9 protein-coding genes are annotated in these 14,646 nt (G+C 60.4%); 2 read left to right on the top strand and 7 right to left on the bottom strand.

Going from position 1 to position 14,646, the window contains the following annotated elements; translation table 11 throughout:
- From AC1RDQ_RS09735 to fdnG, 3 genes are read right to left on the bottom strand one after another with little or no spacing between them, the layout of a single operon-like run.
- Positions 1–666 (bottom strand): formate dehydrogenase subunit gamma, encoded by a 666-nt coding sequence (locus tag AC1RDQ_RS09735; protein ID WP_057714812.1) that lies wholly within the window; start codon positions 664–666, stop codon positions 1–3.
- Positions 663–1,598, bottom strand: a complete 936-nt coding sequence (fdxH, locus tag AC1RDQ_RS09740) for a formate dehydrogenase subunit beta (RefSeq protein ID WP_057714811.1) — start codon at positions 1,596–1,598, stop codon at positions 663–665. The genes AC1RDQ_RS09735 and fdxH overlap by 4 nt, the downstream gene beginning before the upstream one ends.
- The gene (gene fdnG / locus AC1RDQ_RS09745) at positions 1,599–4,664 is read right to left on the bottom strand and encodes a formate dehydrogenase-N subunit alpha (protein WP_492587075.1); all 3,066 of its coding nucleotides are present in this window, start codon (positions 4,662–4,664) and stop codon (positions 1,599–1,601) included. It abuts the gene before it with no gap.
- A gap of 289 nt (positions 4,665–4,953) precedes the next feature.
- On the opposite strand from fdnG, the gene AC1RDQ_RS09750 reads away from it, so the two are divergent.
- Positions 4,954–6,108 carry a MalY/PatB family protein gene (locus AC1RDQ_RS09750; RefSeq protein ID WP_492587076.1) on the top strand — a complete coding sequence of 385 codons (1,155 nt, stop codon included), beginning with the start codon at positions 4,954–4,956 and terminating at the stop codon, positions 6,106–6,108.
- Between the two features lie 198 nt (positions 6,109–6,306).
- Complete coding sequence (locus AC1RDQ_RS09755) at positions 6,307–7,668, top strand: cation:proton antiporter (protein WP_218495806.1); 1,362 nt, start codon at positions 6,307–6,309, stop codon at positions 7,666–7,668.
- Here the strand turns inward: AC1RDQ_RS09755 and AC1RDQ_RS09760 are convergent.
- The 4 genes from AC1RDQ_RS09760 to AC1RDQ_RS09775 form a co-directional block, all read right to left on the bottom strand.
- Positions 7,646–9,562, bottom strand: coding sequence for a hybrid sensor histidine kinase/response regulator (locus AC1RDQ_RS09760; protein WP_492587078.1), 1,917 nt, complete (start codon positions 9,560–9,562; stop codon positions 7,646–7,648). The two genes, AC1RDQ_RS09755 and AC1RDQ_RS09760, sit on opposite strands and share 23 nt — an antisense overlap.
- Before the next feature lie 100 nt (positions 9,563–9,662).
- A complete protein-coding gene (locus AC1RDQ_RS09765; protein WP_057714805.1) occupies positions 9,663–10,565 on the bottom strand; it encodes a zeta toxin family protein in 903 nt (300 codons plus the stop codon).
- A gap of 125 nt (positions 10,566–10,690) precedes the next feature.
- Positions 10,691–12,970: an ATP-dependent DNA helicase gene (locus tag AC1RDQ_RS09770; protein WP_492587080.1), complete on the bottom strand. Its 2,280-nt coding sequence runs from the start codon at positions 12,968–12,970 to the stop codon at positions 10,691–10,693.
- On the bottom strand, positions 12,967–14,634 hold the full coding sequence (locus AC1RDQ_RS09775; RefSeq protein WP_492587082.1) for a VRR-NUC domain-containing protein: 1,668 nt from the start codon (positions 14,632–14,634) through the stop codon (positions 12,967–12,969). The genes AC1RDQ_RS09770 and AC1RDQ_RS09775 overlap by 4 nt, the downstream gene beginning before the upstream one ends.
- Positions 14,635–14,646 lie beyond the last annotated feature (12 nt).

A 14,646-nucleotide genomic window follows, 5' to 3' on the forward strand; every position in this document is an offset into this window, starting at 1 on the left:
TCAGCCCTTTTTGGTGATCGGTCGTTTGGGCGCTTCGCCGCGGGTCTCATCTTGAGTCACTTGGCGATACCAGAGTTCGTGGTGTTTCCTGGCCCAGCCGCGGCTGACCCTGCCGTGCAACATGGCGCTGACCGAGCCCTTGATCCAGATGCCGGCATAGATGTGCACGATGATGCTCAGGATCAGCACGAAACCGGCCAGCGCATGCAGCAACATCGCCCAGCGTATCGTGGTGATGCCGAAATACTCGCTGAAGTACGCACGCCAGATCACCAGCCCGCTGAACAACAGCACCAGCATGCACAGCAGTAAAGTCCAGAACAGCAGCTTCTGCCCGGGGTTGTATTTGCCGATGGGCGGGACGCCCTCCTCTTCATTTTTCATCACCCGGTCGATGCGCCTTAGCCACAGGCGATCATTGGCGATGAAGTAGTTGGCGCGCCAGAAGCGAAACACCAGGCCGAGGAACAGTACGAACATCAGCACGCCCATGAACGGGTGCAGGATGCGCGTCCATGGTCCGCCGCCGAACAGGTTGCTCAGCCAGAACAGCGCCGGGTGGAACAGCGCCAGCCCGGACAATCCGGCCATGAGGAACAGAATCGCCACCAGCCAGTGATTGGTGCGCTGGTTGCTGGTGTAGCGCAGGATCGTCTTGTCGCTCATGGCCTGCCCTCCCCTCGGGGATCGAAGGTGTGCACCGATGGATCGACTTCGTGCACGGCGTTGTCCGGCGGCTCCGGATGTTCATCCTCTTCGACGATTTGCGGACCGACGCGCACGTAGTGGAAGAACCCGGCCAGCACCGCCGCGCCCATGGCCAACAGTGCCAGGGGTTTGCTGATGCCCTTCCACAGCCCTACCAACGGACTGATCGCCGGGTGATCGGGCAAGCCGGCGTACAGTCTTGGCGTATCGGCGTGGTGCAATACGTACATCACGTGGGTACCGCCAACGCCCTCGGGGTCGTACAGGCCGGCGTTTTCAAAACCCCGGCTCTTGAGGTCGACGATACGCTCGGCCGCATGTTCCTTCATGTCGTCCTTGGAGCCGAACACGATGGCACCGGTCGGGCAGGTTTTCACGCAGGCCGGCTCCAGCCCTACCGCCACCCGGTCAGAGCACAAGGTGCATTTGTAGGCCTTGTGATCCTTTTGCGAGATCCGTGGAATGTTGAACGGACACCCGGTGATGCAATAGCCGCAACCGATGCAATGATCCTGATCGAAATCGACGATGCCATTGGCGTGCTTGATGATTGCCCCCGGGCTGGGGCATGCCGCCAGGCAACCGGGCTCGGCGCAGTGCATGCAGCCATCCTTGCGGATCAGCCATTCCAGGTTACCGGCGTCGGTCTCGTGCTCGGTGAAGCGCATCAATGTCCAGGTTTCTGCGGTGAGATCCTGAGGATTGTCGTAGGTGCCATGGTTATGGCCGACCTCGTCACGCAACTCGTTCCATTCCGAGCAGGCGACCTGGCAGGCCTTGCAGCCGATGCATTTGGTGGTGTCGATCAGCTTGGCGACTTCCTCCATGCCGCGCACCGAGGGCGCAGGTGTGGTGGTGGCCGAGCGGGCAATGATGTCTTGGCTGGCCATTTAGACTTTCTCCACGTTGACCAGGAATGACTTGGATTCCGGGGTCTGGGTGTTGCCATCGCCGAGGAACGGCACCAGGGTGTTGGTCAGGTAACCGTGGCGCGTAAGGCCGGTGAACCCCCAGTGCAACGGAATGCCGATCTGGTGCACCACCTGATTATTGACCTGCAGCGGACGAATCCGCTTGGTCACCACCGCCACCGCTTCGATGAAGCCACGCTTGCTGCTGACCCGCACCCGGTCGCCGGCGACGATGCCTTTTTCCTTGGCCAGCACTTCGCCGATCTCGACGAACTGCTCCGGTTGGGTAATCGAGTTGAGCTTGCAATGCTTGCTCCAGAAGTGGAAATGCTCGGTCAGCCGGTAACTGGTCGCGGCGTACGGGTAATCCTTGGCCACGCCGAGGGAATCCCACACCGAATCGAAGATCCGCGCCGCCGGGTTGCTGGTGGCTTTCTTGTTTTGCGGGTGCAGCGGGTTGATGCCGATCGGCGTCTCGAACGGCTCGTAGTGCTCGGGGAACGGGCCTTCGTTCATCTTGTCGACGGCGAAGAATCGCGCCACGCCCTCGGGGTTCATGATGAACGGATTCATCCCCGCTTCCGGCGCCACATCGGCCTTGTAGTCCGGCACATCGGTGCCGGCCCAGGCTTTGCCGTTCCACCACACCAGGCGTTTTTTCGGATCCCACGGCTTGCCTTGCAGGTCCGCCGAAGCGCGGTTGTAGAGAATCCGCCGGTTGGCCGGCCAGGCCCAGGCCCAGCCTTGATGCTGGTGCATGCCGTACGGGTCGTTGTTGTCGCGCCGCGCCATCTGGTTGCCGAGTTCAGTCCAGCTGCCACAGAAAATCCAGCAACCGGACGCCGTGCTGCCGTCATCCTTGAGCTGGCCGAACCCGGCCAGTTGCGCATTGGCCTTGATCGCCGCGCCCGTCGCGTCGGTGAAGTCCGTGGTGGCGGAGCCGTTGATTTCCTTGGCCAGTTCTTCCGGCGAAGGTTCCTCGGGGATCTTGTACGGCCACGACAGTTTGAGCATCGGGTCGGGGTATTTGCCGCCATTGGCCTGATAACGCTGACGCAGACGTATGAACAGCTCGCTCATGATGCGGATATCGGTCTGCGCTTCACCCGGTCCGTCGGCGCCCTTCCAGTGCCATTGCAGCCAGCGGCTGCTGTTGACCAGCGAACCGTCCTCCTCGGCAAAGCAGGTGGTGGGCAGGCGAATGACTTCGGTCTGGATGTCGGCGCTGTTCACGTCGTTATACGGCCCGACCTTTTGCCAGAACTCCGAGGTCTCGGTGGCCAGCGGATCCATCACCACCAGCCATTTCAGCTTGGCCAGCGCCGCCATCACCCGGTTCTTGTCGGGCAATGCGGCAATGGGGTTGAAGCCCTGGCACATGTAGCCGTTGACCTTGCCCTGCCCCATCAGGTCGAACACCTTGAGGATGTCGTATTGGGGAATGTCCAGTTTCGGCAGGTAGTCGTAGGCCCAGTTGTTCTCGGCTGTGGCGTTGGCGCCGTACCAGGCTTTCATCAGGCTGACGTGGAATTTGCCGTAGTTCTGCCAGTAGGACAGTTGCCCCGGACGCAAAGGCTTTTGCGTGCGCTTGACGATGTAGGCGTTGTAGTCCTGTTCGGCATCGCCGGGTAGCGTGAGGTAGCCCGGCAGTGAGTTAGATAGCAGCCCCAGGTCAGTCAACCCCTGGATGTTGGAGTGCCCGCGCAAGGCGTTCACGCCGCCGCCCGGCATGCCGACGTTGCCCAGCAGCAGTTGCACCATCGCCGCGCTGCGAATCATCTGCGCGCCAATCGAGTGCTGGGTCCAGCCCAGCGCATAGAGGATGGTCATGGTCTTGCCCGGTGTCGAGCAAGTGGCGATTTCCTCCCAGATTTTTTGCATGGCATCGACCGGCATGCCACAGATCTGGCTCGCCAGTTCTTTGCTGTAGCGGCTGTAATGCTGCTTCATCAGTTGATAGACGCAGCGTGGGTCCTGCAGGGTCGGGTCGACCTTGGCAAAGCCGTCTTCACCGAGTTCATAGCCCCAGCCGGACTTGTCGGTGTAAAGGCGCTTGGCCGCGTCGTAGCCGCTGAAGATCCCGTCCTCAAAGCCATAGCCGGCTTTGACGATGAACGACACGTCGGTGTAGTTGCGCACGTATTCGTGCTGGATCTTGTCTTCGGTCAGCAGGTAATTGATCAGCCCGCCCATAAAGGCAATGTCGGTGCCGGTGCGAATCGGCGCGTAATAGTCGGCCACCGAGGCGGTCCGGGTAAAACGCGGGTCGACCACGATCAGCCGCGCCTTGTTGTGCGCCTTGGCTTCGGTCACCCATTTGAAGCCGCACGGGTGCGCTTCTGCTGCGTTGCCGCCCATCACCAGGACCAGATTCGCGTTGGCGATATCGGTCCAGGTATTGGTCATGGCACCACGGCCGTACGTCGGGGCAAGACTTGCCACCGTCGGGCCGTGTCAGACACGCGCCTGGTTATCGAACCCCAGCATGCCGAGACTGCGCACCACCTTGTGGGTGATGTAGCCGGCTTCGTTGGACGCCGCCGATGCCGCGAGGAAACCGGTGGTCAGCCAGCGGTTCACCGTTTGGCCCTGGGCGTTCTTCTCGATGAAGTTGGCGTCGCGGTCGGCCTTCATCAGGTCGGCGACGCGATCGAGGGCTTCATCCCAGGAGATGCGGGTCCATTCGGTGCTGCCGGGTTTGCGCACCTGCGGGTATTGCAGGCGGCCGGGGCTGTGAATGAAGTCCAGCAGGCCTGCGCCTTTAGGGCAAAGGGTGCCGCGGTTGACCGGGTGGTCGGCGTCACCTTCGATGTGGATGATGTTTTGCGCGACATTCTTCGCCGTATCGCCCTGGCTGTACATGATCAAGCCGCAACCGACCGAGCAATACGGGCAGGTGTTGCGGGTTTCATGGGTGTGGGCGAGCTTGAAGTGACGCACCTGTTCGGCAAAGGCAAGCGTCGGGGCCATGCCCAACGCACCCAGGCTAGAGCCTGCAAGGCCGATGCCGGCGACCTTGAAGAACTGACGACGGCTGAGATCCATCGTGCACTCCTGATCAGGTGGAACCCGGTACATGGCCGGGTTTTTTCGAACAACCACGGTCGGGGCAGTCTGGCTGCCGACACTACAAACTGTAGTCAATGCTGTCGAATTCACCATGACAGCCGACCGTCGGCCCTCCAGACACTACCCACTGTAGGAGCGAGCTTGCTCGCGATGGTGTATCAGCTGAGTGAGTGTCGACTGACACTCCATCGCGAGCAAGCTCGCTCCTACAGGGGGTTGGCGCTTATCATGGCGCCATAACCAACCTGCCGTTACGAGACCCCGCATGACTTTCGATTTTGATCAGGTGTTCGACCGCCACAACACCGGCAGCACCAAGTGGAGCCGCTACCCCGCCGATGTGTTGCCGATGTGGGTCGCCGACATGGATTTCGCCGCGCCGCCGATGATCATCCAGGCCCTGCAAAAACGACTGGAACACCCGATGGTCGGCTACAGCGTGGCCCAGGATGACCTGCGCGAGGCAATCGTTGCCGACCTCTGGAACAAGTACGCCTGGCGCGTCGAGCCCCAGGAGCTGATTTTCCTGCCGGGCGTCGAGTCCGGCTTCAACATGGCACTGAAGGCACTGGTTCAGGCGCCACAGAATGTCGTTGTGCAGGTGCCGAACTACCCACCGCTGCGTCATGCGCCCGGGCATTGGGGGCTGAACAAGGTCGAACTGAATTTCGATGCGCAAGCCGACGGCACCTACACAACGCCGCTGGATACCCTGAGCCAGTCGCTGCAAGGTGGTGGCGCACTGCTGCTGAGCAACCCGCATAACCCGCTGGGCAAGGCCTTCCCCCGCGCAGAGCTGCAAGCCATTGCCGACATTTGCCTTGAGCATGATGCCTGGATCATTTCCGACGAGATCCACGCCGAGTTGTGCTTCGACGGCCGCCAGCACATTCCGATGGCAACCCTGAGCCCGCAGGTCGCCCAGCGCACCATCACCTTGATGTCGGCGAGCAAGGCCTACAACATCGCCGGCCTGAAGACCTCGTTTATGATCATCCAGGACCGCAACCTGCGCGAGAAGGTCAACCACGCCCGTTGCGGCATGGTCGACAGCGTCAATCCGCTGGGCATGGAAGCCACCCGCGTCGCCTACAGCGAAGCCGCACCATGGCTTGCCGAGCTGAAGGTCTACCTGCAAGGCAACCGGGATTACCTGGCCGAGGCCGTACACACCCGCCTGCCGGGCATCACCATGAACCTGCCGCAAAGCACCTACCTGGCGTGGCTCGACTGCACGGCACTGGGGCTGGACGACCCGCAGCAGTTTTTCCTCGAACAGGCCAAGGTGGGTTTGAGCGCCGGTCTGGACTTCGGCGATGGCTGCAAGCAGTTCGTGCGCCTGAACTTCGGCTGCCCAAGGTCGCTGCTGGAAGAAGGCATTGCGCGGATGGAGCGCAGTTTGCGCCATCTCAAGGCCTGACCCGCCCCTCTAGCCATAGCCTATCCCCTTGTGGGCGTGAGCCTGCTCGCGATGGCGTCCTGTCAGTCGGCAATGTGTTGCCAGACACGGCGCTATCGCGAGCAGGCTCACTCCTGCAGGTAATAATTGAACCGATGCAGCCCTTCAATGCTCAACAGCCTATAGCCCTGCACTGACGGTTGTTTCGGGATCTGAGCCATGAGTTTCGTTGCCTGGGTGGCGGTGTTGGGCGCGGTGTTGCTGACCCTGGCACTGACTTCGTCGTACCTGCGCTGGATGCCGGTCACCACTTCGGCGGTGTGCCTGGCCCTGGGCATCGCCATCGGGCCGGCGGGCCTGGGTATGCTCAGGCTGGATATCAAGGAGGCGGCGTTCTGGATCGAGCACCTGACGGAAGTCGCGGTGCTGTTTTCATTGTTTGTCTGCGGGCTCAAGCTGCGACCTCCTCTTCGTGATCGCCGATGGCGAGTGGCGTTCGTCCTGGCGGGACCGGTGATGGTGCTGACCATTGTCGGCGTCTGCCTGCTGCTGCATTTCGCTTTCGGACTGGCGTGGGGGCCGTCGCTGCTGATCGGGGCGATACTGGCTCCGACCGATCCGGTCCTGGCCTCGCTGGTTCAGGTCAATGACGCCAAGGATGATGATCCGGTGCGGTTCGGGCTCTCGGGCGAGGCAGGACTGAACGACGGAATCGCTTTCCCGTTCGTGATTCTGGGACTGTTGTTTTTGCAGCAAAACGGCAGCTTTGGCAGCGGTCTGGATGACTGGTTTTTCAAGCGCCTGTTGTGGGGCGTGCCCGCCGGACTGCTGACCGGTTACTGGATGGGGCGCGGTATTGGTCACCTGACATTATTCATGCGCATCAAGAATGCCGATAGCACGTTTTCCCCCAATGACTACCTTGCCCTGGCCTTGATCGCACTGGCTTACGTCGTGGCCGAAACCATCGGCGGTTACGGGTTCCTCTCGGTGTTTGCCGCCGGCCTGGGCTTGCGCCGGGCCGAGGTCAGGACAAGCAGTGACGCCCACACACCGGCCGAACACCTGGTTCAAGCGGTGGTCGGTCATCAGCATGTCGAACCCGAGGCGGCCGTGCTCGGCAATGTGGAGCACCTGGAAGACACGCAAGTCGCCGCCGGGATCATGATGGGCGACATGCTGTCGTTCGGCAGTCTGGTGGAACGGGCCATGGAAGTTTTTCTGGTCACCTTGCTCGGTATTGTGCTGATCGCGCACTGGGACTGGCGGGCGTTGCTGGTCGCGTTGGTGCTGTTCGGGATGATTCGCCCGCTGACGGTCTGGCTGATGCCATGGGGTTCGCTGCTCAATGGCCCGCAACGCTGGTTGATTGGCTGGTTCGGAATTCGCGGCATCGGGAGTTTCTACTACCTTTTCTATGCCTTGAACCACGGTCTGCTGCCCTCAGTGGCAACGGTGTGTGCCGACCTGACGCTCTCGGTGGTCGCCCTGAGCATTCTGGTCCACGGCATCAGCACCCAGCCGATGCTTGCCCGCTATGAACGGCATAACCGCCGCGTCACTTCATCGCCAAGGCAATGACTTCCACCAGGTTGAGCTGGGTAAAGGGTTTCGACAAACGAGGTAGACGCGCGGCAATGCCTTCCAGGCGTTCGGCAAAACCGGTGGCGAGGATGATCGGCACGCTCGGTCGCATGAGCCTGATGGCGTTGGCCAGTTGCGCGCCACTCATCTGTGGCATGGCCATGTCGGTGATCACCAGATCGATACCCGGTTCACTGCCGAACAGCTCCAGCGCCCTGGCTCCGGAAGGCGCACTGATGACCCGGTGCCCGAGGTCCTCGAGCAGCAGACTGGTGCTGGTCAACACCAGACTGTCATCGTCCACCACCAGTACGCACAGGCGGGGCACTTCCACGGTCTGCGTTTGCGCTACAGGCTCAGCCACCGAACCCCGGGTGGCAACCGGCAACCACAACTCGGCCGTCGTACCCTGATCCTTGTTGCTTTTGAGGATGAAGCGCCCACCCAATTGCTCGATAAAACCGTGGACCATCGATAACCCCAGGCCCGTACCTTTACCGACGCCCTTGGTGGTAAAAAAGGGGTCCATCGCCGAGGCCAGCGTGGTTTCATCCATGCCCTCGCCGGTATCGGCAATGTTCAGGCAGACATAACGCCCCGCGGCCAGGGATGAGGCGCCGCCGGTGACCTCCTCGGTCCTGGCACTGAAGATGATGGTCCCGCCGTGGGGCATGGCGTCGCGGGCGTTGGTCGCCAGGTTCAGTACGGCCAGTTCCAGTTGATTGATGTCCGCCATCACCGGTTCAAGATCCCCGGGAAAGCGTGTTTCGACTTTCACCGAAGGCCCCAGGGAGCTGCGCAATAGCCCGGAAATGCCTTCCACCAACGCCGGTATCCGCACAGGTACCGACTTGAGCTCCTGGCGTCGGGCAAACGCCAGCATGCGCTGGGTCAGGGATACACCGCGCAAGGCACCTTGGGTGGCGTTGTCGATCAGGCGGGTTATTTTGGGGTCATCCGTCACCCGTTTGCGCACGATTTCCAGATTGCCGAGGATCACCGTCAGCAAGTTGTTGAAGTCGTGGGCGATCCCGCCGCTGAGCTGGCCGATGGCCTGCATTTTCTGCGCCTGGAACAAGGCCTCACGGGTTTGCTCCAGCGCCTGCTGCGCCTGGGTGACTTCAGTGATGTCCCGGGTGATCTTGGCAAAACCGAGCAATGTGCCGGTGTCGCCCCAGATCGGGTCGACGATGACATGGGCGAGGAACCGCGTACCATCCTTGCGCATCCTCCAGCCCTTGTTTTCAAAGCGCCCTTCACGAACGGCGATATCCAGCGTCCGTTGTGGCTCGCGGGCATCGCGGTCCTCCGGGGTGTAGAACATCGAAAAATGCTGGCCAATGACCTCTTCCGGCAAGTAACCCTTGATGCGCTGGGCGCCGGGGTTCCAGTTGCTCACCCGGCCGTCCGGGGAAAGCATGTAGATCGCATAGTCGGTAACGCTCTGCACCAGCAGGCGAAACTGCTGCTCGCTTTGCTTGAGGACTTCCTCGGCCATTTTGCGATCGGTCAGGTCCCGGGTGATCTTGGCGAAACCGAGCAACGTACCCGACGGGTCGAAGATCGGATCAATGACCACATGGCACCAGAAATGTGTGCCGTCCTTGCGTACCCGCCAGCCTTCGCCCTCGAAACGCCCTTCACGAATCGCCGTGTCCAGTGCCCGCTGGGGCAAGCCGGCACGGCGATCGTCATCGGTGTAGAAGCGCGAGAAATGCTGACCGAGGATCTCGGCTTCCTCGTAGCCCTTGAAACGCCTGGCGCCGGCGTTCCAGCTGGTAATGATGCCGTCGGGATCAATCATGTAGATCGCATAGTCGATCACTGCATCGATCAACAGGCGAAAGCGCTTGTCCTCAACGGTACTCGGCCTGTTTCGATCCTCGCTCATTGAGTTCTCGCGTCATGATTGTTTTTCTGGAGTATGAGACAAACTGCCAATTTGGAAAGCCATGACTGCGGCAGTTTGCTTCATATCCTGCAATCCCGGCTTAGCGATACACGTATTTGGTGATATAGGAGTAAAGGTCGTTGTAGACAAAATCGGGAACCTGTTTGTCATATTTGCTGGTTTTAAGCAGCTGCAGATGACATTCCCTGACCATCTCGTCACGCTCCTCCATCGAATAGACGGACCTTCTGAGGATAGTGTCATAGGCCCTGTACGCATATGGCAGCAACGTTGAAACTTCGTTCAGATTCCCATTTGGGTCCAGGGTATAGGTGCTGTGAGCACGCAGTACCCGTTCGCTCAGCGTGCCCAGACCGCGCTCGTACAGGAAGATTTGCGAGCCACTCACTGTCTTTGCGATGAACTCGAACGCAACGAGAACCGCAGGGGCGTTACTGATGCTCGATTCGAGTCTCGAATAGCTGACAAACCGTTCCATCTCCTGCTTTTCCAGGCTGGAGAATGCTCTTTTGATGCTGGACAGATGGGCGAACGCGTGATTGCAGCCCACGACATGGACTTCGAGTTGATAACCGGGAACAAATTTTGCCAATCCGGCAAAACCGATGTCATCGAACGCGCACTCCATAATGATGTTGCATCTTTGAGAAAGCGCGTTGGCGAAGATTTTCTCACCGAGCTCCCTGGCAAACGCTTCCGTATGTTCGTAGGCGTGCAAAACGCCGAGCTTGATCATGTCGGCGTAATGCGGGTGTTTTTTTCGATATTCAGGCAGGTACAGTCGAATGTAGTTCCCGTAATTCCCGGATGGCAGCAAGCTCTTTTCCAACAAGTAAGTCTTGCCCGAGCCCTCCACTCCGGCGGTGATCAGCAACTTTGGGATGGCTTCAGCAGTTTTGCCGACGAAGAGTGCAGGGAAGATCTCGTCGAACGCCTTGATCACGTCGTCTGAGGAATAGTTGTATTTCGGTGCTTCTGACATACCTTGATTTCCTTATCAAAGAATTGGGTTGTGACATCTAGCCTTTCCAATAAAGCGTGCTGGCGCTGATTGTTCAATTCTTTGTTTTAATCAAGGTATGTATTTGTTTTTAAAGGTAAAGACTCCTACGGCGCAGAGCGAAAAATCGTTGGCGCAATCGACCACCAGCGCGGCAGTAGTTGCCTGACCTTGTGCTCGCCAAAACGATCGTCGATCAACATCACCACTCCTTGATCCTGTTGCGTGCGGATGACCCGTCCAGCGGCCTGAACCACTTTCTGTACGCCGGGAAACAGGTAGGTGTAATCGTAGCCAGCGCCGAAAATCGCAGCCATGCGCTGTTTCAACTGCTCGTTGACCGGGTTCAGTTGTGCCAGCCCCAGGGTGGCGATGAACGCACCGATCAACCGTGCGCCGGGCAAATCGATGCCTTCGCCGAACGCACCGCCGAGCACTGCAAAGCCGACGCCCTCGCCGTCTTCGGTGAACCGGTCGAGAAAGTCCTGGCGTTGTGCCTCGCCCATGCCACGGGATTGCGACCACAGTTTGATCCGCGGGTGCCGCTCGGCCAGCAACTGCGCCACCTGCTGCAAATAATCGAAACTGCTGAAAAACGCCAGGTAGTTGCCGGGGCGTTTGCAGAACTGTCTGGCGATCAAGTCCACGATCGGTTCGAGAGAGGACTGGCGATGTACGAACCGCGTGGAGATCTGGTCGACGATGTGCACTTGCAGTTGATCGGCGTGAAACGGCGACTCGACGTCGATGCACACCGTGTCCTGCGGCGCTCCCAGTAAATCGGCGTAATAGTGCCGGGGGCTGAGGGTCGCGGAAAACAGCACCGTGCTACGCGCGGCGGTCAGGCGCGGGCGGATGAAGCCGGCGGGGACTACATTGCGCAGGCACAGTTGCGAGAGGTTGCGCTGGCGCTCGAGGTCGCGCTTGCTGATGTCGAACAGGAACTGCTCATCGAACAGTTCGGCGACCCGGCAAAAGTGCAGCATGTCGAAGTAAAATCCCTGCAGTGCGCTGTCCAGGCCTTGAGGGTGATCGTTGAGGTAGTCACCGATGTTGGCACTGCACGATGACAGCGCCTGCAGGAGCTTTTCCGGCGCCTTGTCATAGGCCTGATAGGCGCCGGTTTGCGCGTTATGCAGGGCATTCCACTCGCGGTTGACCCGTTGCATCGGTTTTTTCAGCGCTTCGGGCGCGGTTTTGCGCACGCCGTTGAAGGTCGCCTGGTCGAGGCTGGCGCTGTACATCTGGCGGCCGCGCTCCACCAGGTTGTGGGCTTCGTCGACCAGCACCGCGACTTTCCAGTTGTTGGCCTGGGCCAGACCGAACAGCAACGCGCTGAAATCGAAGTAATAGTTGTAGTCGGCAACCACCACGTCGGCCCAACGCGCCATTTCCTGGCTCAGGTAATACGGGCAGACATCGTGCGCCAGGGCGACCTCGCGCAAGGCGCTCTGGTTCAGCAGGCTCAGTTGACTGGCCGCCTGCCGTGCGGCGGGCAGGCGATCGTAGAACCCCCGGGCCAGTGGGCAGGACTCGCCGTGGCAGGCTTTGTCCGGATGTTCGCAGGCCTTGTCCCGGGCGATCATCTCCAGCACCCGTAACGGCGGCGCATCGGCGCTGGCAAGCATCACGTGCGCGGCGTCCAGGGCCAGTTGCCGTCCCGGGGTTTTCGCCGTAAGGAAGAACACCTTGTCCAGTTGCTGCGGCGCCAGCGCCTTGAGCATGGGGAACAAGGTGCCCAGGGTCTTGCCGATGCCCGTGGGCGCCTGGGCCATCAGGCAGCGCCCCGTGCTGACGGCCTTGAACACCGACTCGGCCAGATGACGCTGCCCCGGTCGAAAACCGGCATGGGGAAAGGCCAGGCCCTGCGCAGCCAGATTGCGCCCTTCTCGATGGGCGACTTCCTGTTCGGCCCATTGCAGGAACCGCGCGCAATGCCGTTCGAAGAACTGTTGCAGCTCGATGGCGTCGAAAGACTCGACCAGGCGGGTCTCCTTTTCACTGACGATGTCGAAATACACCAGTGCCAGACTGATCCGCGAGAGGTCCAGTTTCCGACACATCAACCAGCCGTAGATCCTGGCCTGGGCCCAATGCAATTGGCGGTGGTTGGCCGGTTGTTTGCTCAAGTCGCCGCGGTAGGTCTTGACCTCCTCCAGGCAGTTTTGCCCGGGGTCATAGCCATCCGCCCTGCCCTTGACCGTCAAGGTTTGATACTGGCCCTCAAGGGCAATTTCGCTTTGGTAACCCTCGCTGCGCCGCGAGGCCACCGTACGGTGCCCGACGATACCTTCCAGCGCGGTCGGTGACGGTGTGAAGCGCAGGTCGAGGTCGCCGGTCTTGGCGGTGAACTCGCACAGCGCCCGCACCGCAATGCTGTAGCTCAATCGCCCTGCTCCGCCCATTGCACGTAGCACACGGCGATGGGCATCTGGTGCTCATGACAGAACTCCAGCCAGCGCAACTGGTTGTCCTGCAGGCGATCGCCCGGGCCCTTGACCTCGATCATGCGGTAGGTCTTTTGCTGCGGCCAGAACTGGATCAGGTCCGGCATGCCGGCGCGATTGGCCTTGATGTCCAGCAAGAGGCGGTTGAACCAGTGCTTGAGGTGCTCGGCCGGGAGGCAATCGAGGGCTTGCTCCAGCAACTCTTCGCTGAGCACGCTCCAGAACACGAACGGCGACTGCACGCCCCACTTGGCGGCATAACGTTCGCGGATGGTCTGCCGGTAGCGCCCGTCGTCGAGTTCGGCCAGGCAAGCCTGAAACAGTTCGGCCCGGCGGACATGGAAGTCTTCGCTGAGCAAATCCACCGGCCCCCGCTGGAACGGGTGAAAAAACGCCCCCGGCAAAGGCGCGAAGATCGCTGGCCAACACAGCAGGCCAAACAATGAATTGACCAGACTGTTTTCCACGTAGTGCACCGGCGCCGAATCTTGCGCCAGATGTGCCTGAACGTAGAACTCGACCGATAATGCCGGGTCTGTCCTGGGCAATTGCAGGTCCAGGCGCTGCATTTCCCGAGGCGCTGCCCGCTTGATGGGCGGCCCGCCGAGCTTGCGCCGCAGACGTGGCAGGACGCGGAGCAACTGTTGGTGTTCCGCGGCGCTTTGCGGTGCCTGTTCGGCCTGCACGGCCAGGTCCATCGCCTGTTCAAACTGGCCGCTGCGTTCCAGCACGCGAATGAGCCGCGCACGCGCGCCGGGAAAAGCGCATTCGCGGTACAGGTTCAGGGCCATGGAGAAATCGGCGATGCGTTCGCAGTACTGGGCCATCTGGAACAGCAGCTTGCCGCGCCGGCGTTGCAACCACGGATTGTCCAGCGCCAGGCCCTTGATCCGCTCGGCCACCTCTTCCAGCGCTTCACCGGCCTCGAACTGTTGCTGGTATGCGTGCAGGAGGACGCAGGCATCCACGTCTTCGCGACTGCGCAAGCCACGGGAATCGGCACAGAGTTCGACTTTTTCGTAGGTGTAGATACCGAGGTCGGCCAATACGAACTCCGACCAGTCCTGATACAGGTTGCCGAAAAACATCAGGCGCAGGCGATCGCACAATTGCATGATGGTCAGGCTGAACAGGCGCTCGTCCAGGGTCGGACACCAGTCGTTGAAGCTTTGCACCTGGGGAAACTGCTCGCATAACGCTGGCAACCAATCGGATTTCTTGCCTTTGGGTTGATCGATGACCGGGCCAAAGGCCTGGAGGATTTCCCCCTTGAGCAGCACCTCGAACAGCGCTTCGACCGCCAACGGCATTCGCTCATCGACCCAGCCGAGCGCTAACAGCGGCCCGACGGCGCAGCCGGTATCGCCGATTTCGTCATAGTGCAGTTTGCTCGCCCTGAAATGAACACCCTTGCGCATGACCATTCTGACCAGCAGTGCCTGCGACTCACGGGGTAAGCGCTTAAACTCATGAATGAAACGCTGCTCGTCGACGCTCAGCACATCGGCAAAGCGCTGCTCAAGCCAATCAAGCACTTGCATGAAGTTGTTCAAGTAGTAGAACGGATCGTCGAGGGGATTTGCGGTCACTGGAAAATGGGCCATGGCGAGAGATAC

The sequence above is a fragment of the Pseudomonas sp. GW823-FHT02E01 genome, from assembly GCF_058797535.1.